Source organism: Shewanella sp. OMA3-2 (assembly GCF_021513195.1).
In the GTDB taxonomy this organism is placed as follows: Bacteria; Pseudomonadota; Gammaproteobacteria; order Enterobacterales; family Shewanellaceae; genus Shewanella.
In genome coordinates this window covers 3,387,381-3,413,165 of the sequence record NZ_CP090974.1, presented here as the reverse complement: position 1 = coordinate 3,413,165, position 25,785 = coordinate 3,387,381, and the positions used below count along the sequence as shown (strand labels likewise).

16 protein-coding genes and 2 pseudogenes are annotated in these 25,785 nt (G+C 42.2%); 10 read left to right on the top strand and 8 right to left on the bottom strand.

The window, feature by feature from the left end; translation table 11 throughout:
* Window positions 1-98 precede the first annotated feature (98 nt).
* The 5 genes from L0B17_RS15030 to L0B17_RS15010 all read left to right on the top strand — a co-directional run bounded on the left by L0B17_RS15030 (window position 99) and on the right by L0B17_RS15010 (window position 8,640).
* Window positions 99-989, top strand: coding sequence for a hypothetical protein (locus L0B17_RS15030; RefSeq protein WP_235085906.1), 891 nt, complete (start codon window positions 99-101; stop codon window positions 987-989).
* A gap of 487 nt (window positions 990-1,476) precedes the next feature.
* Window positions 1,477-3,372: a vWA domain-containing protein gene (locus tag L0B17_RS15025; protein ID WP_235085904.1), complete on the top strand. Its 1,896-nt coding sequence runs from the start codon at window positions 1,477-1,479 to the stop codon at window positions 3,370-3,372.
* Between the two features lie 252 nt (window positions 3,373-3,624).
* The gene (locus L0B17_RS15020) at window positions 3,625-4,239 is read left to right on the top strand and encodes a sigma-70 family RNA polymerase sigma factor (RefSeq protein ID WP_235085903.1); all 615 of its coding nucleotides are present in this window, start codon (window positions 3,625-3,627) and stop codon (window positions 4,237-4,239) included.
* 2 nt (window positions 4,240-4,241) lie between these two features.
* Window positions 4,242-5,129 carry a hypothetical protein gene (locus L0B17_RS15015; protein WP_235085901.1) on the top strand — a complete coding sequence of 296 codons (888 nt, stop codon included), beginning with the start codon at window positions 4,242-4,244 and terminating at the stop codon, window positions 5,127-5,129.
* 241 nt (window positions 5,130-5,370) lie between these two features.
* Window positions 5,371-8,640, top strand: a complete 3,270-nt coding sequence (locus L0B17_RS15010) for a S41 family peptidase (protein ID WP_235085900.1) — start codon at window positions 5,371-5,373, stop codon at window positions 8,638-8,640.
* A 311-nt stretch (window positions 8,641-8,951) separates the two neighbouring features.
* On the opposite strand, the gene L0B17_RS15005 is transcribed toward L0B17_RS15010, so the two are convergent.
* From L0B17_RS15005 to L0B17_RS14985, 5 genes are all read right to left on the bottom strand, one after another.
* Window positions 8,952-9,116: a hypothetical protein gene (locus L0B17_RS15005; RefSeq protein WP_235085898.1), complete on the bottom strand. Its 165-nt coding sequence runs from the start codon at window positions 9,114-9,116 to the stop codon at window positions 8,952-8,954.
* 324 nt (window positions 9,117-9,440) lie between these two features.
* Complete coding sequence (locus tag L0B17_RS15000; RefSeq protein WP_235085896.1) at window positions 9,441-9,980, bottom strand: hypothetical protein; 540 nt, start codon at window positions 9,978-9,980, stop codon at window positions 9,441-9,443.
* A complete protein-coding gene (locus L0B17_RS14995) occupies window positions 9,949-10,110 on the bottom strand; it encodes a hypothetical protein (RefSeq protein ID WP_235085894.1) in 162 nt (53 codons plus the stop codon). The genes L0B17_RS15000 and L0B17_RS14995 overlap by 32 nt, the downstream gene beginning before the upstream one ends.
* Before the next feature lie 1,081 nt (window positions 10,111-11,191).
* On the bottom strand, window positions 11,192-12,517 hold the full coding sequence (locus L0B17_RS14990) for an IS4 family transposase (RefSeq protein WP_235085703.1): 1,326 nt from the start codon (window positions 12,515-12,517) through the stop codon (window positions 11,192-11,194).
* A gap of 141 nt (window positions 12,518-12,658) precedes the next feature.
* Complete coding sequence (locus L0B17_RS14985; RefSeq protein ID WP_235085893.1) at window positions 12,659-13,096, bottom strand: OsmC family protein; 438 nt, start codon at window positions 13,094-13,096, stop codon at window positions 12,659-12,661.
* Window positions 13,097-13,495: 399 nt separating this feature from the next.
* On the opposite strand from L0B17_RS14985, the gene L0B17_RS14980 reads away from it, so the two are divergent.
* Window positions 13,496-16,435, top strand: coding sequence for a TonB-dependent receptor (locus L0B17_RS14980; protein ID WP_235085891.1), 2,940 nt, complete (start codon window positions 13,496-13,498; stop codon window positions 16,433-16,435).
* A gap of 96 nt (window positions 16,436-16,531) precedes the next feature.
* A pseudogene (gene pulA, locus L0B17_RS14975) lies at window positions 16,532-20,865 on the top strand (pullulanase-type alpha-1,6-glucosidase).
* A 245-nt stretch (window positions 20,866-21,110) separates the two neighbouring features.
* Here pulA and L0B17_RS14970 read toward each other — a convergent pair.
* Window positions 21,111-21,758 carry a DsbA family oxidoreductase gene (locus L0B17_RS14970; protein ID WP_235085889.1) on the bottom strand — a complete coding sequence of 216 codons (648 nt, stop codon included), beginning with the start codon at window positions 21,756-21,758 and terminating at the stop codon, window positions 21,111-21,113.
* Window positions 21,759-22,146: 388 nt separating this feature from the next.
* On the opposite strand from L0B17_RS14970, the gene hpf reads away from it, so the two are divergent.
* Window positions 22,147-22,503, top strand: coding sequence for a ribosome hibernation-promoting factor, HPF/YfiA family (gene hpf, locus L0B17_RS14965; protein WP_235085888.1), 357 nt, complete (start codon window positions 22,147-22,149; stop codon window positions 22,501-22,503).
* A 96-nt stretch (window positions 22,504-22,599) separates the two neighbouring features.
* Here the strand turns inward: hpf and L0B17_RS14960 are convergent, their stop codons facing one another.
* Window positions 22,600-23,319 carry a YebC/PmpR family DNA-binding transcriptional regulator gene (locus tag L0B17_RS14960; protein ID WP_235085886.1) on the bottom strand — a complete coding sequence of 240 codons (720 nt, stop codon included), beginning with the start codon at window positions 23,317-23,319 and terminating at the stop codon, window positions 22,600-22,602.
* Window positions 23,320-23,688: 369 nt separating this feature from the next.
* Here L0B17_RS14960 and L0B17_RS14955 point away from each other — a divergent pair, with 369 nt between their 5' ends.
* The gene (locus L0B17_RS14955; protein ID WP_235085885.1) at window positions 23,689-23,946 is read left to right on the top strand and encodes a TIGR02922 family protein; all 258 of its coding nucleotides are present in this window, start codon (window positions 23,689-23,691) and stop codon (window positions 23,944-23,946) included.
* Window positions 23,947-24,002: 56 nt separating this feature from the next.
* Here L0B17_RS14955 and L0B17_RS14950 read toward each other — a convergent pair.
* Window positions 24,003-24,568, bottom strand: a pseudogene (locus L0B17_RS14950) (TetR/AcrR family transcriptional regulator).
* Window positions 24,569-24,695: 127 nt separating this feature from the next.
* Between L0B17_RS14950 and L0B17_RS14945 the strand changes: the two are divergent.
* Window positions 24,696-25,739 (top strand): alkene reductase, encoded by a 1,044-nt coding sequence (locus tag L0B17_RS14945; RefSeq protein WP_235085883.1) that lies wholly within the window; start codon window positions 24,696-24,698, stop codon window positions 25,737-25,739.
* The last annotated feature ends 46 nt before the right edge of the window (window positions 25,740-25,785 follow it).

Sequence of the window (25,785 nt, the reverse complement as noted above, 5' to 3'; positions counted from 1 at the left end):
TTAACGCAACCTTTATAAAACAACATAAAAAGCAATTATCATCATCACCCGCTAAACTATAACTTAACTAATTTTAATTATTAATAGGGAGTGCAGAATTGAGCATTAGATACTCATCCAGCAACCCAGCATCATATAAGCTAGCAGGTTTATTAGGGCTGATTTTATCAGCTCCGATGACTTATGGAACTGAACTAAACGCTGTAATGCTAGGTGAGTTCTCTGAGAATGCTATCGATGTGACACAAATGAAGCCGATGGCTGTGCTGGCCTTATTGAAAAAAAACAGCCTACAAAATATTGGATTCTCTTTCCAACAAATGAGTATGCCTCGTGGGTGGTTAGAGATAACTAAAATTGACAATGCCTGCATGTATAACAAAGTCAAAACCGAGGCACGGGAACAGATTGGTTATTATAGTCAATATCCGATTACCTTATATCCGCCATTAAGACTGATAGTTCGTGCCGCAGATGCTAGTCAATATTCAACTGGTTTTGATTTATCGACCATTGAACAGCAGCATTATATGCGTTATGCGGTGGCTAAAAGTCGCTCCTATGGCAAAATGCTCGATACACTGATTTCTGCAAAACAAGAGTTATTATTTTTTCGTGATGGGGCAAACTCTGTTGGCAAACTAGTGGACATGTTAGCGCTTAACCGAATTGATGGCTTTATCGAGTATGCTGATTCGGTCAATACTTATGTTATTGAAAATAAAATTAATTTTGATTTTAAAAGTATCCCTATAAAAGGCGTTGATAAACCCTCGCCTGGATATATCGTGTGCTCTAAAACGGCATATGGTAGACAACTCGTTGATGCCATTGATCAGGCGATGAGAAATGAGTATTTTCAAAAAGAGCTAATATCTATTCATAATGAGTTTTCATCTATAGATGACAAATCATTATTAACGTCTGAACTTATCAATATTTTTTCCCAACCTGAATTATTAAAAAATAAAGTATTAACACAGCTGTAAAGGGTTCTCAATTTGCAACCGTTTAGCAAGAGTATGCTGGGAGCTATTCCATCATTTAAACTTTGCGCCTGTTTAAACATTATAGTGACTAGCAAGCTGTTCTACCCTGAAAGTTAGTATTATCGATATTGAGCATTTCCTGCAATACTTCACCTCCTGATTAACGGCTATGCAAGCTCACTATGGCTATATCATTTGAGCAAAAACAACCTTGAAAGATCAACAGACCCTAGTGGGTAAGCAATAAATAGGGTTATGGCGACTCCAAGCTTAAGCAGGTTTTTATCGAAGAATATAGTCAACGCTTTGATTATGTTCAGCAGGCACTCGTTCAACTCGGTTTTGACAAGTTCTCGCAGCTATAATTATTTTAGTGATATGAATCCAATCAATAGTGGCTTGAGTCATAGAGCCTTATTTTTAAATAAACCCTTTTTAGATTCGAATACGTTAGTAACCATAAGCGTATATCAATAAGGGTTTTATCATGACGAATTTTACTCCATTATGGCTTTTGAAAAATAAACAGCCACAAAACCAGCTATCACCTAATCAAACATCACAGCAGATTATTTTAGGCGCAAAGAGGTCTATAGGCATATTACTGCTTAGCGCTATTGGGTTTATGGGATGTCAGCAAAAAGTTGAGTTAGAACCTGCTACCAGAATAATTCCAGAGCCAATAGCTGCCCCTGAACCAATAATAGCCCCGGAGCAAGTGATAGCGCCGTTAGCCGGAGATGAAGCCGCGTCCTACTCGTTAGCCCATGCTAGCGCTGATGCGTCTGCACATCAGACTAAATCGGCATGGGTTAAATCAACAATACGTACTCATCAAACCGCTTCTGAACAATATCCTATCGGATCAACTGCAAACCGTACTGGGGCAATAGATAATTTTGCTGCCTATGCGCAAAATGGCAATATGGTCACGGCAGAAACACCGGTATCGACATTTTCAATTGATGTTGATACAGCAAGTTATACCACCATGAGACAACAAATAAACCGCGCAATATTACCGCTTAAAAACAGTGTTCGGGTGGAAGAGTTACTGAATTACTTTGATTATGACTACCCTATACCAAACATAAATGAGGTGCCTTTTAGTATTAATACAGAACTCGCCCCCTCGCCGTATAATCAAGATGCAAAGCTTTTACGCATCGGTATTCAAGGGTTTAAGTTAACTGCAGATCAAATTAAAGCTAAAAACTTAGTATTTCTAATCGATGTTTCAGGCTCAATGTCTGCAGCAGATAAGTTACCTTTATTACAACAAGCATTAATTATGTTAACGCAATCATTAACGTCACAAGACAGAGTATCGATTGTGGTGTATGCCAATGGCGTTCATAAAGTGCTGGATGGCGCCAAGGGAAATAATACCAAGCAAATACAGCAGGCGTTAAATGATCTTCAAGCCAGCGGTGGCACCAATGGGGGGAAAGGGTTGGCATTAGCCTATGATTTGGCTCATCAGCATTTTATTGATCAAGGTATTAATCAGGTGTTACTGGCTACCGATGGTGACTTTAATCTTGGCATGACTAGCCAAGCAGAATTAATAAACTATGTTTCTCAACAGCGAGAAAAGGGGATCGGCTTGACCACATTAGGGTTTGGTTTAGGCTCGCAGTCGGCCCAATTTAATGATGTTTTATTAGAGCAGCTTGCCAATCAAGCCAATGGTCAGTACGCCTATATCGATAACCTCAATGAAGCGCGAAAAGTGCTACATGATCAATTATCACAAACCCTCGATATCATAGCGTCTGATGTTAAAATTCAAGTCGAGTTTAATCCCGCCATCGTGTCTGAATACCGTTTAATCGGCTATGAGAATCGTCAATTACAACGCGAAGATTTTAATAACGATAAAGTCGATGCTGGCGAAATTGGCGCAGGCCATAACGTGACTGCTATTTACGAGCTACGCTATCACGACAGTGATAGTTTGATGCATGAGCCATTACGCTATAAACAAAAGCGTGAGCCGAGTTCAGGGGAGGTGCCTAAGCCATTTACCCGTAATGAAATTGCATTTTTAAAGCTGCGTTATAAACCTTTTTCAGGGGGGAAACTCGCGGTAAATGACAGTCAGTTAATCAGTCAGCCTATTTATGCCGATATCGAAGTTAAAGATATTCAACAAGCCAGTGATGATTTTAGGTTTGCCGCTGCAGTAGCGGGCTTTGGGCAACTACTTAATCATAATCATTATGTGCATAATACGGATTATGCTAAGTTGATAGCACTCGCTAAAACGGGACTAGGCGAAGATAATTTTGGCTATCGACATGAGTTTGTTCAATTAATGCGTACCGCTAAATTATTAGTTGAACAGGGTGTGGAGCAACAAGAGGGCTTTTACGACAAGTAATCGTCAGCAGAGTATTCTTCGAGGCTTTATTCTGCGCCTGATCATCAAGAGTCCAACTATTCGGGACTCAGTGATTCTGCCTAGAGTGAACCAGTAGAAAGTGATTCAGTTGATGGGGCATTGTAGAAATTGCTCCTGTAAAAAGCGCTTAGAGCCAAAGTCGACCCAAGCCAATTAACACTAATATCTCTAGGCTGGCAGCTGTTAACCTCCAGTCTTGGGATAAACAAACGGATTTTAAAGAGAGCGTGCATGACACCAAATCAGAGTGAAACCCTTGAGTTAGATGTAAGCCTTGTCAATGCGCAAAGCGATGAACACTTGATGTTAGCTTATCAAGCGGGCGATATAAAAGCATTTGAGGTGCTTTATACTAAACATAAAGGACCGCTATACCGTTATTTTGTGCGTCAGCTACACGATAACGCCTTGGCGGAAGATTTATATCAAGAGGTTTGGGGTAAGGTAATTAAAGCGGCGGTAAATTATCAGGTCAGCGCTAAATTTACCACCTGGCTCTATAAAATTGCCCATAACTTAATTATTGATCATGTACGAGCGGTAAAGCCTTTGGATGACACACAAGAGTTGGCAGAAGATCAAACTATGGACAGCTTTAGCGCTGCACCACAGGTAGAGCCAGATAGCCAATTACAGCAACAACAGCAAGCGAGATTATTGCAAACCTGTATTGATTTGTTACCAGCGGTACAAAAAGAAGCATTTTTGCTCAATGTTGAATTAGGACTTACCGCATCGGTTATTAGCGATATTGCACAGGTGACAGTGGAAGCGACTAAAAGTCGTATTCGCTACGCTTATCAAAGTATTAAATCTTGCGTTACTCAAAAACTACAGGCGGTATAAAGATGACTCAACAGCATGATGAAACATTTTTAGCCCTACAAGATGAAATAACTAAACTATATCATCAAGGCCCTAAACCGCAGCCGTCTGCACAATTAGATGAAGCGATTTTAGCCCAAGCCCAAGCTGAATTAAGCATAAGCCAGTCTGCGGTATTAGAACCCGCGGCTCAAAACCAAGATGACACTAATGTTGTCCGTATGAAAGATTGGCGACAATATCGCTGGCAATTGTCGAGTGCTGCATCTGTTGTGCTGGTGGCAGGATTATTTATGATGATGCCAATGGAGCAGCACGTTAATTTATCAGAGATTAATTCGTCCAAGTTTGAGTCACCAGCGCTTGAGTCGTTATCATTGGATATGCCAGTGGCAGATAACCAGGCTAATGGCATATCCCCCATGGCCGCACTTAAGTCTGCGCCCATGTCGGCATCTAACTCGCCTTCATTAGCGCAAGACAGAGCCGCTACCAATAACGCAGATGCTATGGTTAACGGCAAAGACACATCTCAAACAAGGTCGTTGCAAGCAGGTTCATTACAAACAGAGTCATCACTGCAAGCTGAACCAGCGAATGAAACCGCTAAAATGGCCGAAAAAATTGAGCAAAGCGGTCAACAAAAAATAATATCGACACTTAAACCATCAGCCCGCAGTGAGCTAAGCTCAGTCGCTAGGGAGCAGTATTCCAAAGGTACTGACATTATTAGCTTAGATACAGCAGATAAAGCGATGTTAAGGTTAACTGAGTTAGTTAAATTAGATAAATTGATCCAAGCAGAGGGCTATATGTTAACGATGGAGCAGCGGTTTCCAGAGCTTAATAACCCTTCGCATCCTTTACATGATGCTTACCACAAAATTAAGCAACAATTAACCGTGAAGTGATACTTGAAACACCCTACTGGCGTTAGTCGAATACTTTCGATTGGCGCCTAACACTAAATCGCCTTAATTAAGCGACTTTTAAATACCAAATACAGCCAATCAAACACCTCTATTTATTAAGCCTGCAAAAACAATCTAGCTGCTCATCTGCCAGTTGCCATTGGTTACATTTTTAGACTTTAAAAAAAGCCACATTCTGGTAACTTAACCGCCAACAAAAATAATATGGAATAAACCCTTAATGAAACTTCGTCGCTCAGTATTAAGCTGCATGATTGCCTTAGGTTGTGTCAGTGCATTCTCATCTATGGTGCAGGCCAGTAATGGTTATTATCGCGCCCCCGCACTACATGACAACACCTTAGTCTTTACCGCTGAAGGGGATTTATGGAAAACCCAGCTTAATAGCCAAGTTGCCAGTCGGTTAACCACTCAGGCAGCGGAAGAAACCGATGCCAGTATTTCCCAAGACGGTAAATGGATTGCATTTAGCGCCAACTATGAAGGCGCCACTGAAGTGTATGTTATGCCTATGGCGGGCGGAGTGGCTAAACGAGTCAGTTTCGAAAACTCGCGGATAAGATTACAAGGTTGGACAGCCACAGGTGACATTCTGTATTCCACTGACAACGCCTTTGGTCCAGCAAACTATTGGGTATTAAAAACCATTAATCCTAATACGTTAGCTGTGACTGACTTACCCCTTGCCGATGCCATAGAAGGGGTGATAGATGCTAAAGGCGAATATGTTTATTTTACCCAATTTGGCCTGCAAGCCAGTGGCGATAACGCCAAAGTGTATCGTGGCGGTGCTAAAGGTGAAATTTGGCGTTACCGTTTAGGTCAGGATAAAGAAGCCCAGCAATTAACCACTCAGCATGAAGGGTCTGTACGTCAACCTATGTTGTGGCAGGACAGAGTGTATTTTATTAGTGATGCATCGGGTAATGACAATATTTGGTCTATGGCATTAACCGGAGACGACATTAAGCAGCATAGCCAATATAGTGATTGGCAAGTCAGAGACGCTAAGTTGCATCAGGGTAAAGTGGTATTTCAGCAGGGTGCTGATATCAAACTATTTGATCTCGCCACTAATAAAGACTCCGTTGTGGAGGTTGAATTAAGCAGTGACTTTCCCCATCGACGTGAGCACTGGGTCAACGACCCAATGGATTTCGCTACTTCAACTCGCTTAAGCCCTAAAGGCGATCAAGTGGTGATTACGGCGCGCAGCCATGTTGCTATTGCTAATAAAGATGATCGTCGCTTAGTGCAAATAGCGTCAGCCCCCGATAGCAGGGTACGTGATGCATTACTGAGTAAAAATGGTAAATGGGTGTACGGCATCAGTGACGCCTCTGGCGAACAAGAAATATGGCAATTTCCAGCCGATGGTAGCGAAGGTGCAAAACAGTTAACTAAAGATGGCAACACGCTACGTACCAGTTTAACGCTATCACCAAGTGGTCGATACTTGGCCCATGACGATTATATGGGCAATGTGTGGTTATTAGATTTAACCAACAATAAAAATAGTAAAATTGCCGTTAATGGCGAAGGTCTAGGGCCATATCAAGATATTATCTGGTCACCAGACAGTGAATACATCGCATTAACTAAAGCCGAAATTGGCAAACAACGCCCGCAAATTGTGTTGTATTCGGTTAATGAATCTAAAGCGCAAACATTGACATCAGATAAGTATGAGTCATTCTCGCCAAGCTTTAGCTTAGATGGCAACTGGTTGTATTTTCTATCAAACCGTGATTTCCATGCTACCCCAAGTTCGCCCTGGGGCGACAGAAATATGGGCCTGGTATTTGATAAACGCACTCAAGTGTTTGCCCTCGCATTAAACAAAAAAGCACTATTCCCGTTCGCTAAAACCACCGAGCTATCAATACAAAATGATAAAGATGCTGAAGATAAAGTTGAAAAAGCGGATATTAAGCTTGAATGGCAAGGACTGGCGCAGCGATTATGGCAAGTACCTGTAGAGTCAGGTAATTACAGTCATTTACAGCAATCAAAATCAGGTTTGTATGTTATTGATAGTGTGAACGATAAAAGCGCCTTAAAGTGGATTAAGTTCGATAATGTGGCCCCAAAAGCCAAAGTATTTGCCGACGATGTAGCCGAGTTTACCCTAGCAGATGATCAATCCACTTTATTACTGCGCAAGCAAGCCAATCCTAAAGAGTTATTGATTGTCGACGCAGGCGAGAAGCTACCCACTGATGTGAGTCAGGCGAAGGTGAAAACCGATCAATGGCAACTGCGCATTTCACCTATGCAAGAATGGCAGCAAATATTTGAAGATGCGTGGTTAATGCACCGAGATCAATTTTTTGATACTCAAATGCGTGGACTCGATTGGCAAGCAACTAAAGCCAAGTATCTGCCTTTGTTGCAAAGGGTCACTGAACGTAATGAACTGAACGATATATTTGAGCAAATGATGGGCGAGCTAAATTCGCTGCACTCGCAAGTTCGCGGTGGCGATATGGCGCAGGACGCAGATGCGGCTAAATCAGCCTCACTGGGTGCGCGTTTAAACCTGACGACTAAAGGTATTGAAATAGCGCATATTTATCAAAACGATCCTGAGTTACCTAGCCAGGCTTCACCATTAGCCCGTATCGAAGTTGATGCTCAAGTCGGCGACATTATTAAAGCTATTAATGGTAAACCCGTGGCTAATTTAGGGGATGTTGCACAGCTATTGCGTAACCAAGCCAACAAACAAGTGTTATTAACTTTAGAGCGTGGCAGAAATCAACACAAAACCGTGGTGTTACCAACCGACACCAACACTGATGCTACATTGCGTTATTTAGATTGGGTGCAACATAATCAAGCTAAAGTCACTCAAGCATCAAAAGGGGAGTTTGGCTATTTGCATTTGTACGCTATGGGCTCGGGTGACATCGAAAGTTTTGCCCGTGAGTTTTATACCAACTACGATAAACCTGGCTTAATTATCGATGTTCGCCGCAATAGAGGTGGTAATATTGATAGTTGGATTATTGAAAAGCTATTACGTAAAGCATGGGCATTCTGGAAGCCAACCCATGGCAGTGCCAATACTAATATGCAGCAAACCTTCCGCGGCAAACTGGTGGTACTGGCTGATCAAATGACTTACTCAGATGGTGAAACCTTCTCTGCGGGAATTAAAGCCCTAGGTATCGCGCCATTAATTGGTAAGCAAACAGCAGGTGCAGGTGTGTGGTTATCGGGTCGTAACAGTGTTGCTGACAATGGTATGGCAAGGGTTGCTGAGTATCCACAATATGCAATGGACGGTCGCTGGGTAGTTGAAGCCCATGGTGTGGAACCTGATATTGAAGTGAGCAACTTACCCCATGCCACCTATCAAGGTGAAGATGCGCAATTAGAAAAAGCCATCAGCTATTTAAAAGAGCAGCTAATACAAAGTCCTTATCAACCGTTAAAAGTGCTCCCATTACCTAAAACAGGTAAGGCGGATGATATTAAAACGAATTAATCAGCTGATTTTACATGGTCAGATAATGTCGATTTAATCAATTACAGCCTCATCAGTGATGGGGCTTTTTTATTTAACCTAAACTCAATTAAATTTTCATTGGTGTTAGATAGACTTCAAGTGCAAATGATCCAGCGAGACGCCGGCTCTTAGTTTTAAAATCAGCATCCATGTGGGATTAACTTAAACGTCCTGTTTTGTATACCCAGCGGTACGAGAGGGGGAATGAAGTTTGAGGCGTGTTGAGGATTTTACAAAAAATAGGATAAATGAAAAAGCCCCTAACGGGGCTTTTTCTCAGAACCAATGAATTACACTGCCATGGACTTGGCTTCAATAATCATCTTATTCTGTGATTCAGTCGCTTTCTTGATAACTTGAGTATACACACGCTTTTTCTCTGCTGAACTTGCGCTCATGACAAAGGCTGAAAGCTTGGACGTGGTAACGTTATTTTTAGCTGCATTGGTCGACATAGGCTTCTCACATAAAACAGCCTAAAAAACAGGCTCAGATGGCAAGTTTAACAGTCTTATTAATTCTGCGCGAGAGTATTCTTTCTTAATATGATGTTCAACAGCCGTGATGTTGTCATGATAGATACGAGTGCTACCATCATTGTTCTTTATCAGTAGATCTATCTTGATAGCTGCACCATATTTGGCTTTGACTTGCCTGACTACCTCTTGCGAATTTAAGAATTGATCAGAAATTTAAACGAGACACCCATAATTAACAATATTTAGTCGGTCAGTTAACGTGATTACAAAGCCCGCACTGCGGGCTTTGTTGTCTCTGGCCTAGGCTGCCAATTCGTTATCGTTTGTCTTTTTGACCTGCTTTTCGGCTGCTTGCTCAGTCTCTTGTCCGACCTTCTGCTCTGCAAGGTACTCACTGGCCATGGCCTTGTGTTTATTGACGCTCATGCAGCGGGCTAAGGTTTTCAGCTGCGTTTCTGTGTCTGGCATCTGGCCTTTGTCGGCCTGACCGCTTTGGGCATCCAGCTCTTGGCCATTGATGAACCAGTGACAATTATCTTTATGGCGACTTCCGGCCACATAGGATGCCGCTCTGTCCATGGCTGTGGTGTACAGCACAAAGGTGTCGCCATCGACGGTAGCGCCTTGAGCACTGTAGACTGTGCTGGCATAGGCTTGGACTAATTGCAGCCTGCCTTGCTCGTCACAGTAATCGGACTGCTGAAAGCTCACCGTACGGCCGTTATCGAGCTTGACGGTAAAACGAATATCCTCCCCCTGTTGCAGCACTTGAGTAATAGTGCTTTGCTGGCAGTTAGTAAAATCCCGCTTATTCGTTCTTGGTAAGGCGTACCAGCTCACCCTTGGAGAACGCAAAATACAGGCTCTGATTGGATACCACGCACTCGGTCAGGATGTTTTCCGTGCCCAGCTTGCCTTGTTCCTGATAGACGGTACGCACTAGGTCATTGAGCGGTTTACGTCTTTCCAACGTTGCGCCATTATCATGGCTTCATTGGAGGTACATTACAAAACTCATAAGAAAACCTAGGTTGACTCATGCACATTGAATGAAAGGGGATTTGTAGTGGTCAATGAATCAACTCTTCGTTTAACTATTCGTACTGGTATTCGGATAACTTTTAATAGGTCAAAGTGGAATAAACAGGATGCAAGTGAGTTTTTGCTCTAACAAGCAAAGGGGCAAAACCAAGTCAGTGTTAAAAATAATCTTATTCTACTCAATCTTTAAAACTAGCAGATTAAGAAAATACTGAAAAGGTTCATTATGGTAGTTTGCGAACCGACCATTCGACCCAGGGATGGGTCGGTTGAGCTACAAGGACTTTTTTATTTCGAAAGAATGCTGCGTGTCGGTGAGTAAATGCCATGCTGAACCTACATAGATAAACTTCACTATACATGCTTTGCTATGAGCGAAGCACCATTCTCATAGTGGCCCTAGGCCATACATCTAATCAAACTTTGGGGCAAAACCAAGTCAGTGTTTTAAAAATAATCTTATTCTACTCAATCTTTAAAACTAGCAGGTTAAGAAAATGCTCGAACGGTTCATTATAGTCGTTTGCGAACCGAGCATCCGACCCAGGGATGGGGCGGCTGAGCTACAAGGACTTTTCTATTTCGAAAGAATGCTGCGTGTCGATGAGTTAATGCGATGCTGAACCTACATCGATAAACTTCACGTATATTTTTTGCTATGAGCGAAGCTGCATATTTTCACGCAAACCTTGGGGCAAAAATGTGTTAATCCTTGATATGTATTCATTATCACCGCTGAGGTTATTGACTATCCTCATTAACAAAGTGATTGATAAATAAAGTCATCATATCTTTATTAGCCAGAACACGTCGTTCAAGCGTTTGCTAATCAGTCGGTTGATATTGATGGCGTGAAAACCTACCAAGTGAATTTTATGGCTGCAGCCGCTCAGGCCGCGGTTCGAGGCTACAAGTATTGGAAAACCGATTCTAGCGACGATTTCATGCAAAGACTTGAGTCATCTGCTGTGCAAAACGGATAAAAAAAGCCGCTAAATAGCTAATGCCGTTCACTTAAGGTGAGCGGCATTTTTTATTTTTGCGACTGGGTAGCCATTTTTACTGACTTTTAAGCACCTTGGATAACTTCTTTCTCGTTTTCCTTCCAACTTAAACTGCTTGGCATTTCTCTCTATATCTAAAATAAACCTCGGAACATTTCCTGGTGCATATAACGGCATATTAGTGAGTTGATTGATAATATGAGATGAAGCATCTCGAAAACTCAGCTGATTTGGAAATACATTTTTAAGCGATTTCGCCATTAAAATCATTTTATAACGTATTAAATTATAAGCTAATAATAGTCCCCATAGCTCTTGATTTATTAACTCTGGAAGATTGCTTCTCAGCGTAAATCGACTTTCTAACATATATTGTTTCATTTCTCGATAACCCAGCTCTATCTCCCAGCGATGTGTATATAAATCAACTATTTCTGCACCCGGATAGGCCATAACATCAAGCATTGAACTCAGAATGTTGACCTGTTTACCTTTTATCTGACGAGTGGTTAATCTGGCTTCTATTGTTAATGGTAATTCAGGGCGTTTCTTTCTCGATTGAGGCGTTGTACTTAACCTGACAAGCTTATCGTGCTTACCTAAACTGCGGATTGTTTCATATTGAGTGCCTTTTTTTAACGGTAATAACCAATGGGTGTTGACGCCTTTAGCCTGCCAATCGTGTAATAAGCCTAGCGAGTAAAAGCCTTTATCAAACAAGGTTAAGCTGTTGTCGGGTACACTTTTGATAAGCTTAGCCGCTAAGTTCATTTCATTTTCAGCCACACTGTCAAAGACGCTATCAACCAGTAAATGACTACTCAGTTCCATCATACAAACCATGCGCACTTGAGGGTAACCAGACTCACTTGATTTGTTTGCTGTGCGCGCAAAAGCTGCACTATTCTCTTTCGTTTCAGGCGTTCTCCAGACTACGCCATCAACGCCAAAGAGGTTCAAACCGCACCAATGAGGATGTTCAGCACGTTGATGCCATGTGGCCGCTGAGCGATGAAATATATCGCGAACCACATCACTGCCAAGCTTTTTTCTGGCCTGTGTGACAGCACTTCTCGCCACATAATCAACCTCTTGTGGCAGCACAATATCAAGCTTGTTAATCAATTGACGAACGGATTCAGTGCGAAATAAAGACATTCCAATAACAGCCCAAACCATAGCGTCCATGGGTAGTTTTCGACGTCTTAATGTGGCAACACCATTGGAGTCTAGACAAGATTGAATAATATCGGGTTCAAGGACATCAGCAAGAGATGAAAATTCGGTAAGTCGGTTAATTGAAGTGCGAGCAAGTGCTTCTGAAAGTTCCATAAAAAAATCCGATAATAAAGATTATCGGATTTTGGCAGACTAAAAGGATCGGTCAATAGATCGGTATATTTTTTATCACTTCAGTTCTTAACTGATCGGCATTACGCTAAATAGCGGCTTTTTCAATTTTCCACACACAATTTAGTGCTTAATTTCAACTTCACAGGCTAAAGAGTTAGCGATAAAGCAATTAGCGTGGGCTTTTTCATGAATTTTGGAGATGGTTTCTTCGCTAACTTCAACACCTTCTGCAAATACCACTTCAGGGTTTAAGGTCATTTTTACCACAGCAATTTTACCCGTATCATTTTTGCCTAAATCTGCAATAGCATTATCGCTATAGGTACTAACGGGTAAACGTTTAAGGTGCGCAATAGCCAGAAAAGTGAGCATATGGCAAGAAGACAACGCCGCCAATAAGCTTTCCTCTGGATTCACTTTATCGGCATTGCCTTTATATTCTGGCGCTGACGACGCTTGAACCATTTGACCACTGCCATAATTGACTTGGTGATCACGATTAAATTCACCCTCTTGTGCTGGCGAAGAGTGCCAATCCACAGTGACTTTAAAACCCATCTGATACTCCTATTTTTAGCGACCACATTGTATTCACAATGCGTTATGCGGTGCTGATTCAACACTAACTGGCAGCTAATGTCCATGCTTTATCCACGCTTTTAGGCGTTAGGTTCAAATGATTTTCGTATGAGGTCTAACACAAAAGTATATGTTTTATTGAGAGTTAATTACAAAGCATTAATTTATAACACTAAAAGTGCACAATTTAGACATTTAGCTGTGATATTGAAAACTCAATTGTTGCCGAAATGTTATGAATACGTATGCACTGTATTGTTATCAAAAGGGGGCAAGCCTAGTATATCGGGATAATAAGTGTCCGATATTTTGCATAATTTGGGTGGTATATCTGAGTATTGGACAAAAATAAAACCTTAAAGGTGAAGGGGAAGACCAATGCTTAAAAGTAAACCCAGTGTTTTATCATTGGCGTTAGCGGCAGCGGGTATGAGTGTGATGTTCATGTCTTATGGCGCTAATGCAGCAGATATAAAGCCAATTGTGCAACCAGAAGCAGTCAAAGCCGATGTGATTAGTGATGAGCCTACTGACAATACACTTACTGAAAATGATCAAGAGATCGAACGTATAGCGGTTAAAGGTTACAGCCGTAGCTTGATAGATTCACTTAACTCGAAACGATTTAGTGATACCGTATCAGAGCAGTTATCAGCGGATGACTTGGGCGCTTTACCCGATGTATCAATGGCTGACGCATTAACGCGTTTACCAGGGATATCAGCGGTTAGAACCGGTGGCCAGGCTGCTGAAATTAATATTCGCGGAATGTCTGGCGGCTTTGTATTTTCGACACTTAATGGCCGTGAACAAGTCTCTACTAGTGGCTCACGCAGTATTGAGTTTGATCAGTATCCATCAGAGCTTATTAGCTCTGCTGCGGTTTATAAATCCCCTAAAGCCTCACTCATTGAAGGCGGCGTAGCCGGTACGGTTGAGCTGCAAACCATTAGCCCTTTAAGTATAGATAAAGACCATAGTTTTGTCGTCAACGCCCGTGGTATGCATAATGATCGCGCCAGTGAAGTGTTTGGTGCAGAAGAGTACGGTAGCCGCTTAAGTTTTTCATATCAAGGCAAGTTTTTAGAAGACACAGTCGGTATTGCGGTCGGTTATGCTCGTTTAGATCAGCCCAGCGTAGCAACCCAGTTTATTGGTTTAGCTTATAACGACTCTAAAGAAATAGACGGCCTAGCAAACGACACCAATGGTCCGGTTGATAACCCAAGCTATGAATATATTAGTGAAGGTTTTGAAATGCAGCACCTAGGCGGCGTTGAAACCCGTAATGGTTATATGGGCGCCATTGAGTGGGCACCCGTTGATAACTTTGTGCTTAAAGCCGATGCGTTTATGTCTCGTTTTGACAGTGAATCATTTGCCCGCGGTTTTCGCGCCAAATTAGGTGGCCGTAATGCTAGCGTGGCGAACCCTGTACTTGACGGTAACAGCGTTATTGGTGGCACGTTCAACCGCACCTCAAAAAGCTATACCCGAGTAGAAATTGTTAACGATGACAACCAAGACTTCGATGAAGTAAACAACTATGGCATTAATGCCGATTGGCAAGTCACTGACCGATTAAATGTCAATCTAGATGTGTCGTTATCATCGGCTAAAAGTGATTTCCGCAACGGTTTGTTATGGGCCAATGTTGCCCAGGATGCCAATGCAGAAACTCCTATTTTTGATGAAAACGTGTCGATCAGTTATTTACTCAACGGCCTAAACCTGCCAGATGTTGGTTTTAATCAAGCTGATGCTTTTTCTGATGTTGACCGCGTGATGGTCAGCAAGTACGGGATTTATCCTTTTCTCAATGAAGATGAAGTAAAAGCTTATCGAGTTGACTTTAAATACGACTTAGAAATGGATGTGATTACCAGCGTTGAGTTTGGCGCACGTTATTCTGACCGTAATTACTCAAATGACCGCTCGGTATTTGAATACGGTAATGATGGCGCTTTTTCTAAATCTCAGCCGCCGTTAAAACTCACCGACGACATGACCACAGTGGTCGATTGGCAAGGCGACTTTAGTTACTTCCCGTCTTATCTCGCCATTGATTTAGATTCCGCTTTAAATGCCTGGTTTCCAAATGGTGTGCCGCAACCGGTACAAACCTGGGGTAATGCGGGGGGCGTTATTGACCCGCAAGGTTACACCACCAACTACTCATGGACCATGCTGCAAAGCGGCGAGGTGTATGAAGAAGTATTGTCGGCCTATGTGATGGCCAATATTGATACTGAATTAGCGGGTATTCCTGTTACCGGTAACTTTGGTGTGCGTATGGTTGATACCGACCAGTCAGCCACCATGCTGCAAAACGTTGAGGGTGATGTAAACCTAGGCGCGCAAAATATTGCTGACAGCATTGGCATTATTAACCAAAACTACGCGCCAACGGTGCAAGGTATTAGCTATACCGATTATCTGCCATCACTTAACTTAAACTTCAAAGTGGCAGACGACATGCAAATTCGGGTTGCCGCAGCAAAAGTTATGTCACGTCCACCGATTAATCGTTTAGCCGGTGATATTAGCGCATCAGTGTCCGATGACGGCAAAATTAATGGTTCAAGCACTAACAACCCGTTTTTAATGCCATTTTACGCTGATCAATACGACTTATCCTTTGAGCAGTATTTTGATGAAGGCGCATTTGTTGCCGCCATTTTCTATAAGAATATTGATTCATTTATCGATACTGTTGCCATCGAAAACTTTGACTTTAAAGGTAATGGATTCAACGTACCTGAATATATTATTGATGAAGTCAGTGGTGAGCAAATTGCCACCACCAATGGCACCTACACCACAGCAGTAAACAATGCTGAGGGCGGGTATATTCGAGGTTTAGAGCTGGCTTATACCCAAGTGTTTGCCTCGCTGCCTGATGCTTGGTCTGGATTAGGTTTTAACGCCAGTTATTCCTACACCGAATCTGAAGTGCAATCAATCACCAACCTTGGTGGCGATACAAGCGCGCAAGATTTGCCCGGTTTGTCTAATAACGTGGTCAGTGCCACTTTGTTCTATTCCTATGAAGGTTTTGAAACCCGCGTAAGTGCGCGTTTCCGTGATGAGTTTGTTTCAGAGCAGGTCGCCATTAACGAGCAAGTGGTTAACTTTGACGGCGAAACCGTGATTGATTACCAAGCATCGTACCAAGTCACTGACAGCCTAGGGGTGTTGTTTCAAGTGAACAACTTAACTGACGAGCCGACCAGAAGTTACTTCGGCACCGAAAACAAAACCGGCACCTTGCAATACTTTGGCCGCGAATTCTATATGGGGTTCACGTATGCGATGTAATCACCTAGCGATTTTAGACATTAGCAATATCACAATAACAACAAGCACTAATCAAGCAGTTGCTTTACAGCAAAAAGTGATCGGGAGAATTCAGTCATGATGACTAAGCCAACAATAACGACATTCAGTGTACTTGCACTGAGTATGACAGTACTAATGGGATGCGGCAGTGACTCAACCGAATCGGGTGAAGTATTACTGACCTGTAATGTGCCAAACGTGCCCAATGCAGAGGGAACCGCGTGTGTGCCACCGCCCCCCTTAAGCTGCCCAGCGCCTAAGTTCCCCGATGCTAACAACGAAAGCTGTATTGTGGGTTACAACCCAGATTTACCTTTACCTTCAGTATTGGCGGGGCCAAATCAGGCAGTGCTGTATTACAACCGCATTAAAGACAAAGATAACAGCAGTGGTAATCCAAATTACCCAGGCTATAAACTCCATTCTTGGAACAATGATACCTGTGACGCTTATGCGCCACCTTTTGATTCAACTGACTGGGCTAATGGTCATTCTTTTGATGGCATCGACCCTAATTACGGCGCTTACTGGTTAATCAATTTAAAAGAAGGCTACAGCGAGTGCGCTAACTTTATCATCCATATTGGTACTGAAGGTTCGGGTAAAGCATTAGGCGATGGCGATTCAGTGATGAATCTTAAATCTTTTATTGATGACGCCGCCCCTGAAGCCCAATTTAATCGAGTCAATTTTACCATTCACGGTGAAAGTGATGTGTATGACTATCCTATTTTAGATGTCGGCTTTGCCATTGATGGCGCAAGCGCACATTGGTTAGATCAAAACACCTTTGTGTGGAATGAGTCGCCAGAGGGCATCGCTAAATTTGTATTACACCATTCAGCCACCGCAGGTATTGAGGCTGATAACGACAGTAATATCAACGGTATTCAACTTGAGTTAACCGAAGCGACACTGACTGACGAGCAAAAAGCCCTAGTGCCGCATTTAGCACAATGGCCTGCTTATGAAGCCAACTTTAGCGTTGATGAAGCGAAAAATATCGCTAAAGAACAATTGGTATTGGTGGCGTACGACAGTGATAACAAACCCGCTGCAGCGACCCATGTTCAAGTGGCTAAAGTGTTAGATGCACTTTATACCGGGGTGATATGGATGCCGATGAAGCCACACTCGGTATTGTGTATGACAACGGCATTAGCGCGAAAGTGTGGGCGCCGACTGCACAATCGGTCAATTTGAAGATATATGACAGTGCAAAAAAACTGACTAAAACTGAGGCCATGACCCTTGATAACCTAACCGGTATTTGGTCATTTAATGGTGATATGAGTTTAGACCGTCAATATTATCGTTATGAAGTGAAAGCCTTCCATCCTGTGTCTAAAAAAATTGAGACAATGGAAACCACAGACCCATACTCACTAAACGTATCAACTAACGGCCGTTTCAGTCAGTTTATTAATTTATCTGACGATGACACTAAGCCGGATGGCTGGGACGGGCACACAGTTGCAACGGTCGAAAATCCAGAAGATATTGTTATCTATGAAGGCCATGTACGTGATTTTAGTATCAGAGATGAAACCACGTCTGTTGCTAATCGCGGTAAATATTTAGCCTTTACTGAGCAAGGAAGTGCACCGGTTGAGCATTTACGCCAACTTGCTGACAATGGCGTCACCCATTTCCACGTATTGCCAGTAACCGATATTGCCACCATAGAAGAAGATGTGACTAAGCGAATTGAAATTACCGATACCTTAGGCATGTTATGTAGCAAAATTGCTGACAACGCTAAAGCCTGTAAAACAGAAGATAAATCAGCCAAAATTGTTGATATATTAGCGGACTTTTTACCTGGCTCTGGTGATGCACAAGATCTGGTTAATGCCATGCGCGGCTATGATGGTTTTAACTGGGGTTATGATCCACAGCATTTTATTGCCCCAGAAGGCAGTTACGCTTCAAGCCCTGAAGGGGTTGCGCGAGTCAAAGAGTTACGCGCCATGAACCAAGCCTTACATGAGCTAGGTTTACGCGTAGTTCTTGATGTCGTGTATAACCACACCAGTTCATCAGGGTTATGGGACAATTCAGTGCTTGATAAAGTGGTACCAGGTTACTACCACAGGTATAACGAAATCAGCGGCAATATTGAATCATCAACCTGTTGTGACAATACTGCTACCGAACATCGGATGATGGACAAGTTTGTATCAGATTCAATGGTGATTTTAGCCAAAGAATATGGCTATGATGGCTTTCGTTTTGACGTGATGGGCCATATGCCTAAAAGCAGTATTTTAGCCGCCCGTGAAGCGGTTCAAGCTGTGGACGCCGACAACTACTTTTACGGTGAAGGTTGGAACTTTGGTGAGGTGGCTGATAATCGATTATTTGAGCAAGCGACTCAAGCTAACATGGCCGGCAGTGAAGTGGGCACCTTTAACGACCGTATTCGTGAAGCCGTGCGCGGTGGTGCATTATTTGCCACAGACCAAAAAGATGACTACCTACGCGACCAAGATACGCTGCGCTTATCTATGGCGGGTAACTTACAACACTACATTCTAAAAGACTTTAACGGCAATTCAGCCAAAGGCAGTAGTTTTAGCTGGAACAGTCAACCAACGGGTTACACTTTAGATCCAGCCGACAGCATTAACTACGTGTCCAAACATGATAACGAAACCCTATGGGATACTTTACAATATAAACATAAAGTCGGTTTGTCGTTAGAACACCGTGTGCGGGTGCAAAATATTGCCGCCACGATTCCGTTAATGAGTCAGGGTATTCCATTTTTCCAAATGGGCGGCGAAATGCTGCGCTCAAAATCAATGGACCGAAACACATACGATGCCGGCGATTGGTTTAACTGGGTCGACTTTAGTAAAAACAGTAATAACTGGAATGTTGGCTTACCTTTAGCGCAAGACAATAAAGAAAAGTGGTCGGTTATTAGTGGTATTTCGGCTAACCCTAATGCAGCCGCTTCAATGTCAGAAATTGATTTTGCATCAAGTGTGTTCAATGAGTTTTTATCGATTCGTCAATCAAGTAAGTTATTCCGCTTGACCACAGCACAAGACATTATCGACCGGGTTGGTTTCCATAATATTGGTAAAAACCAGCAGCAGGGCCTGATAGTCATGAGCATCGACGACGGCCTAGGCCTAGCCGATATTGACCCAGCAGTTGACGCCATTGTGGTAATGGTAAACGGTAGCGCACAAACCCAATCGCATACCATAGCCACCGCCGCGGGCTTTAGCTTACACGCTAAACAAATGATGTCGATTGACAGCACAGTTCAAGGCGCAAGTTTCAGCCAGGGTGATACTGACGGTACCTTTACTGTGCCGGCTTACACCACAGCCGTATTTGTTAAAAACCAAGGTAATGCCCAAGGCGAAGGCTTAAGTGCCAATGCTACCGCAGGTGCACCCGATGTTGTGCCTTATGGCAGTACAGATGTGTTTGTGCGTGGTGGCATGAATGGTTGGGGTGAAGTGGATAAGTTTACCTATGTGGGCGCAGGCGAATATCGTATTGCGATTACACTTGCCGCTGGCAGTTATGAGTTCAAGATTGCTTCAGCTGATTGGAACACCGTCGACTTTGGCGCTGTGTCGGCCGATGTTGCAGGGGTTGATCAAGATATCGCTGAGCAACTGACCGCTAAAGGGGCTAACATGACCTTTACGGCTGCAACTGATGCCACCTATGTGTTCTCATTAGATGCTGCAAACAAAGACAACCCAGTATTAACTGTGTTCAATGAAGAGCCATTTATCGGCACAGCGGTTTACTTACTGGGTGACATGAATGGTTGGTCTACTGACAGTGAAATGGTTTATTTAGGGGGCAGCTTATACCGCGCCGAAATCATGGTCACCGCGGGCACTAAAGGCTTTAAAATTGCCTCAAGTGACTGGAGCAGCGTAGATTATGGTAGCGCAGATGCTGACGGAACCGTTCAATTAGGACTGCCTAAAGTGTTAGCGGTAAAAGGCGCTAATTTAGGTTTTAATTTTGCTAGCGATGCCATGTACAGTTTCACATTCGACATGAGCAACCGTAACGAACCTATCTTAACCATAGATAAAACCGATATGTTTGCCGGTAATACCGTTTATATTCGCGGTGGCATGAATGGTTGGGGCGAGGTTGATGCACTTGCGTATCAAGGCTCATCTGTGTACACGGTTGATATTGCTGTTGCTGCCGGTGATTATGAGTTCAAAATCGCCACAGGCGATTGGTCAACCGTCGACTTTGGCGCTATTGCCGCTGATGAAGCCGTGGTTGAAGGCGCAATTAAAACCTTGGCGAAGAAGGGCGCTAACTTGACGTTATCTGTCGCCAGTAATGCAACCTATCGTTTTACGGTAACCGGTCCAAGTAGCAACTCGCCTACATTGAATGTGACTAAGTTGAATTAATAGGTCTAACGCGACAAGATTAAATAGCGGTTATTAAAAAGCTAGTTTTAAACGTAATGACAAAAAACCAGCATGAGCTGGTTTTTTTATGGACTAAACTTAATCAACCTCAGCTTAATCAACTTCAGCTTCATCAACTTCAGCTAAATCAACTTCAGCTTCATCAACTTCAGCTAAATCAAAGAAGCCAGCTCAATGACTGTGCTAAATAAGCATAATCAATAAGTATGCTCAATGTTATTGAGCTAATCTGGTTTTACTGACTGTTTAATGGCTTCAATGAGGTAATCTGCACTTTGTGCACCGGAAATCAAATACTTTTGATTCAATACAATCGCTGGCACAGCGCTTATGCCTCTGCTTTGCCATAAAGCTTGCTCTTGTCTAACTGACTCGGAAAATTGTTGAGAAGCCAGTACTTGCTCCGCTTCTACTCGGTCTAATCCCACGCTGTCGACAATATCTAATAATACCCTAATGTCATCAGGGTTTTGCTGCTGGGTAAAATAGCCATCAAATAAGGCGAGCTTAAGCTCAGTTTGTTTATTGAATAACTTTGCCCATTGAAGCAGCTGGTGGGCATTAAAGGTATTGTAAATACGCGATTGGTCGGTGAAGTTAAACTCAATATCTAGCGTTTTACCGATAGCCGTTAAATTGGCTCGATTCTGCTGACTTTGCTGCGGTGTAGAACCGTATTTTTTAGCTAAATGCTCACCAAGGTGCTGTCCTTGTTTGCCCATATTGGGATTTAATTCAAACGGGTGCCAAGTGATTTGCACCTGGGTATCAGCAAAAGCGGTTAAGGCTTGTTGAAGTCGCTTATAGCCAACAATACACCATGGGCACATAACATCTGAGACAATATCTATTTGCAGGGTTTTGAGTGACATTGGGTTAACCTATAGATTAATTTAAGTTTATCAAAGTAAGGTAAAACTCACTTAACTGGTCAAAATTTAACTTAAAAAGTCATTTATTAGACTGCTTTGTGAGCGGTGTTGTAAAGCGAGTAAAAGTAGTGAACAAAGTTACTTGTTTATGCCTATACTAAGTGTGTATGGTGATGTTAACTCAAATTGAGAACAAGGTTGTTCAAAAAGTTGGAGCTAACTTTACTGATGCAAGCAATACAGAATTAAATTACAGATGTGACTTTGATATTCATTTTGACACTTTTTTGATTTAATCTCTTGAAATCTACAGTAAATGCCCCAAGTTCTCTTTTATGCAGTCAATTAATATGACATTAAAGAAACGTTATAACGCTAAGGACACTTTATGAAAATAAATCTTTCTGGTCACCATGTAGATGTTACTGACACTGTCAAACAACATGTAGAAGAAAAGTTCGCTAAGCTTGCTAGCCATTTTCCTACTCTAATTGCACTAGACATTATCATTGCCAAAGAACACGGCGAATATGATGTAGAAGTTAGTACTAATTATGAAGGTACTCGTATCGCGGCTAAAGGCCTTGATTCCGTAATGTACCCAGCTATTGCAAGTGCAGCTAAAAAATTAGACGCAGCACTTAAGCACCGTAAAGGTCATTTAAAAGCAGATCTGCATGCAAAGCCTGAAGTGACCGCGCCAGAAATTGCTTATGAAAAAGTACAAGAGATGGATTTACGTTAATTGAATTGTTAAATCCAATGCTAATAGAAAACGCAGCCTAAGCTGCGTTTTTTGTTTATGGCATCAAACTGAATTCAGTGTTGATTCCATAAGAGATTACTCGTTAATCTCAGCATTGTGATATACGTTTTGTACATCATCACAATCATCTAATGCCGCTAAAAACTTATCAAAACTTTCGATATCTTCACCGCTGATTTCTGTCATGGTTTGTGGTACAAACGCTAAATTTTCTACTTTGAAATCAATGTCAGGAAAAGCTTCAGTTAACACTGTACGAGCATTGTTAAACTCTGATACCGGTGCAAATACACTGATAATGCCATCTTCTAGTTCTACGTCGGCAACGTCAACGTCAGCCATCATAAGCAGTTCTAAAATGGCTTCATCGTCATCGCCTTCAAACACAAATACCGCTTGATGTTCGAACATGTGACCAACAGTACCTGGGCCACCTAGTTTGGCATCATTTTTAACAAACGCCTGGCGAACTTGGGTAAATGTGCGGTTACCGTTATCTGTAAGGCAGTCGACAATAACCATACAACCACCAGGGCCAAAACCTTCATAACGAGCCGTATCGTAATCTTCACCGCCACCACCACGGGCTTTTTCAATAGCACGTTCAATAACATGCGCCGGAACTTGATCTTTCTTCGCGCGGGCAATTAAGCTACGTAGTGCTAAATTGCCATCAGGGTCAACACCGCCTTTAGCGCAAATGTAAATTTCTTTACCGTAACGTGAGTAAATTCGTGTCTTTTGGCCAGCGGTTTTCGCCATGGACTCTTTTTTATTTTGATATGCTCTGCCCATCTTAATCTCGTTTTATTAAATGTTTAAGGCTAAAAATTGTCATCGATTCTAGCAGGAATCATTCAAGCTGTTTAGGGCTGACTTTAAAAAACGTGTAGATAATCTATATTTAAATCCACTTGTGCTAAATTAATAACGCTTACATTTCATTAATCTTGGTAACTTTGGCAGTATTTTTAGTTACCTTTGTTTCTTTTTGTATAGGATTAACGCATCAAAAAGCATATTATTAAATTTAAAAGTGATCTGATTTTTCTTATGGGTTGATCACATCACAGTTTAGAAATGACAACGATTGATAAACTAAATACGGAATGTTGGCTAATTAATCCTTCACTTAACTAGTGTCTACTGGTACGAGAGTAAAGAATGAAATCTGAAGCAAAGCAAGATACAAATAGCGAACAACCGTCATTAGCCACGGTGACAATATTGTTTTATGAAGCACCAGCTGGGCTTGAAATGCATAATATGGTATTAACCGATTTACCGGTTAGCCACACAGGTAGGGTAATGATCCCTGATAGTTTTCGTCGCGGAAAATCGATTATTGCGGTGTTAGATGGCGAATGTACTATTTTGAATGCCTTGGGCGAGCGAGTCTTTTCACAAAAAACGATTGGCTAATAGTAAGCTAAACCCATATTTCAGTTAAACAAAATGACGCGAAAGGCGTCATTTTTTTAAAGTAAGCTGTTAAATAGCTTGTCAGCCAGTGGTAATAACATTTCTTTTGTAGGGTGTGTATGGGCAAATGTGCGTAAACCATACATGCCCATCATTAAAAATTGCGCCTGTAATTGGCTACTGGTGCCATTTTCAATTAACCCTTGTGACTTTGCCGCATCAAACACTTGCTCAATAGCCTGTTGCCATGCATTCAGATTGGTATTAATTAATTGGCTAATATCCTCATCTTGTTCACCTACCTCATTTAAGGCTTTCGTTAGTTGGCATCACAACTTAAACACTCTTCTACAATAGAGGCCAAGTAAGCTTTTAAATTATGCAGCGGGTTATTATTATTGGCAAATAACTGTTGAAACTGCACGCTGCGATCATCATGGTATTGACCTATTGCGGCTAATAATAAGCCTTTTTTATTTTTAAATGCACAATAAATCGACCCTGGATGCAACCCAGTTGCTTTGGTTAAATCTTGCATACTGGTTTTAGTATAACCCTTCACCATAAATGCTCGCATGGCCGCACGAAGGACAACTTGGCGATCAAACTCTGCATTTCTCATGGTGGTCTCTATAGTGTTAAGTAAGTATTGGCTGAGTTTACCCAATTTTGAATAAACATTCAAAAACTACTTGAATGATCGTTCAAATAAGATTATCTTGAACGCATACTCAAGAAAGGGAACTGTCATGTCTGCCAATTTATTCCAGCCATATGCATTAAATAATACGTTAACCTTAGCCAATAAAATCTTAATGGCGCCATTAACGCGTTGCATGGCCGATGCTAACTTAGTGCCCACTCAGCAAATTGCTGACTATTACGCTCGTCGTGCAGACGCTGGGCTGATTATTAGTGAAGCCACTATTATTCGTCCAGATGGTCAAGGCTACCCCAATACACCTGGTTTATTTAGCCCTGAGCAAATTAAGGGATGGCAAGTGGTAACCGATGCGGTACATGCAAATGGAGGCAAAATATTTGCTCAACTGTGGCATACCGGTCGCGTTGCGCACTCACATTTTTTTGGTGGCGGCGATGTGTTATCTGCGTCAGCCATTGCGATTGAGGGCAGTGTACCAAGAATGCGCGAACTGACTTATCAAACGCCTAAAGCAGCGACTAAAGAAGATATTGCACAGTTAGTGAAAGATTATGCCCAAGCAGCAGCGAATGCGATGGATGCCGGTTTTGATGGTGTTGAGATTCATGGTGCTAATGGATACTTAATCGATCAATTTTTACACCATGACAGTAACCGTCGTGATGATGAATATGGCCAAACCCCTGAAAATATGTCTCGTTTTGCATTAGAAGTGCTTGATACGATTGTTGCGCGTATTGGTGCAGAACGTACCGGTCTGCGTTTATCGCCAGGTGCTTATTTCAATATAGCAGGCGACAAACGTGACCGTGAGGTATTTGACTATTTATTACCACAAGTGGCTAAGCGTGATATTGCTTTTGTTCATGCTGGGATATTTGACGACTCAATGGAGTTTGACTACCTCGATGGTCGAGTGTCTAGCTACTTACGTAAAGTGTATCCAAAAACCTTAGTGGGTGTTGGCAGTTATACTGCAGACACAGGCGCACAAGCTATTTTAAATAATCAATTTGATCTACTGGCCATTGGTCGTCCATTTATTGCCAACCCAGATTACGTGGCCAAAGTGCGCCAAGGTGAAGCGGTTGTTGAATATAACGACGCAATGCTAGCTGAACTTATCTAATGTTTTTAAGGATATTATTTTCAGTTAACTGAACGTAAAGCTAAAG